4 protein-coding genes are annotated in these 1,950 nt (G+C 33.2%); all 4 read left to right on the top strand.

Annotated elements, in window-relative coordinates; all coding sequences use genetic code 11:
• Positions 1-93 precede the first annotated feature (93 nt).
• Entirely contained in the window at positions 94-1,107 is a 1,014-nt protein-coding gene (locus Q0370_RS10385) for a major capsid protein (RefSeq protein ID WP_299575429.1), read from the top strand.
• A gap of 6 nt (positions 1,108-1,113) precedes the next feature.
• A complete protein-coding gene (locus Q0370_RS10380; RefSeq protein WP_299575427.1) occupies positions 1,114-1,344 on the top strand; it encodes a GTP-binding protein LepA in 231 nt (76 codons plus the stop codon).
• Between the two features lie 10 nt (positions 1,345-1,354).
• Positions 1,355-1,684: a hypothetical protein gene (locus Q0370_RS10375; protein ID WP_299575425.1), complete on the top strand. Its 330-nt coding sequence runs from the start codon at positions 1,355-1,357 to the stop codon at positions 1,682-1,684.
• On the top strand, positions 1,685-1,950 hold a 266-nt coding region (locus tag Q0370_RS10370; RefSeq protein WP_299575423.1), incomplete at its 3' end, for a hypothetical protein.

Here is a 1,950-nt window from a genome sequence, read left to right as displayed (position 1 = left end):
ATTAAATGTGAAAGCAGGTACACAAAAAGCAGATTTTACAAAAGCAGCTAGAGATAAAGGTATTGTAATAAAAGGATTAGGAGGTAAGGAATAATGCCAGCAGTAATAGAATTTATTGGGTTGTATGACCAGAATGTGATTAGACCAAAATCATTTATAAAGGACAGTTATTTTAAAAATAGGAAAACATCAGAAAATCAAAAAATGGAAATAGAATTTAGAAAAGGGAGACAGCTTGTAGCTCCTTATGTATCTGAATTTATTCCAGGAACAGAAATGGTAAAGAACACTTATGAAAGTAAATTTTTTCAAGCTCCAAAAGTAGCACCAAAAAGAACTTTTTCAGCTTTTGAGTTATTTTTTAATAAAACGGCAGGAGAAACTATATATGGTGGAAAAAGTCCTGAAGAACGAAAAGCGGACTTGCTTGCTGAATCGTTTGCGGAATTTGAGGAACAGATTACAAGAAGAGAAGAAATAATGTGTACTGAAGCATTGTTTAAAGGAAAAGTGGTTGTAGAAGGCGAAGGAATAAAAGGAGAAATCGATTTTGGAACAGTTGAAGAAATTACTCCTGCTACTTTATGGACACAGCCTAATGCTGATATAATCGGAGATTTACAGGCGGCTATAACAAAAATTGGAGAAACTACAGGATTAAGACCTGAAATGATTTTAATGGATCCTGTGGCTGCAAAATTATTTGTAGAAAATGAAAAGATTCAGAAATTACTGGATATTAGAAATTATCATGCAGGAGAAATCAATCCTAGAGAAGTTGCAGGTGGAGCAATCTATATTGGAACTCTTGCACCATTTGGATTGCCTATTTATTCTTATCAATCACAACATTCAGTATTAAAAGCTGATGGAAAAACGTATGAAAATAAGCCACTTATCCCTGAAGGTAAAGTTTTGTTAGCACCAAGCAACAATACAATTATCTACGGACCAGCAGCGGATGTAAAACAAGGAATTATTGTGGCAGAGCGTTCAGTATTTACTGATGAAGATTCAAAATCAAATACAGTAGAAATTAGAACAGAATCAAGACCGCTTCCAGTAGTTTATGACATAGAAGCTATAAAAATATTGAAAGTTAAATAGGAGGTTATGATGAAGTATAAAGCATTAAAGCCTTTGATTTATAGCGGAGTTAGTTATGAAGCAGGGGCAGAAGTGGATATTTTGGAAAAATCAGTTGTAAAAAGTTGTCTTGAAAGAGAATTAATTGAAGAAATAAAGGATACTGCTGAAAAAGTAGTATCTAAAACTTCAGTTGATGAAGATAATCAAGATACAGAAAAAGATGATAAAGGAGATAAAAAGAATAAAAATAAATAGGTGATAATTTATGAATTTTAAAGAAATGGTTGCCAATGATATTGGAAATGTATTTTTGAATATTGATGAATTTGGTACAACGCATACTTTTAATGGACGTGAAATTAAATGTGTGATTGATGAGGAAAAATTTCAGAATAAACAGAAAAATGGACTTATTACACAGGAAGAGGGAACTTTTCAGGAAGGATTTACAGTCTTTGTTGGAGAAAAGGATTTAAGAATTAAGCCACATCCTGGGGAAATGATGACGTTGGACGGTGAAACTTATGAAGTTATGCTAAGTAAATTTGATATGGGGATACATGAGATAGATTTGGCGAAATATGAGGAGGTCTAAATGTTCGATATAAAATTAGATCCCCGCCAACTGGAAAAAGTCGAAAGTGCATTGAGTCAATTTCCTGATAAATTTCCAAAAGCTGTGGCATTTGCAGTAAATCGTTCTCTTGCAATGACGAAAACGGAGCAAATGAGAAGAACTACTGCAATGTATACTGTTGCAAGAGGAAAATTGGCAGAATCAATAAACGTATTTAATGCCAATCCAGGAAACTTGGTTGGAAAAATAAATTCAAAAGGGGGAATGATTGGGCTAGATCATTT

This window comes from uncultured Leptotrichia sp., assembly GCF_938036635.1.
Taxonomy (GTDB): Bacteria; Fusobacteriota; Fusobacteriia; order Fusobacteriales; family Leptotrichiaceae; genus Leptotrichia; species Leptotrichia hongkongensis.
Note: the sequence above shows the minus strand (reverse complement) of the source record. Positions and strands in the feature narration are given on the sequence as shown.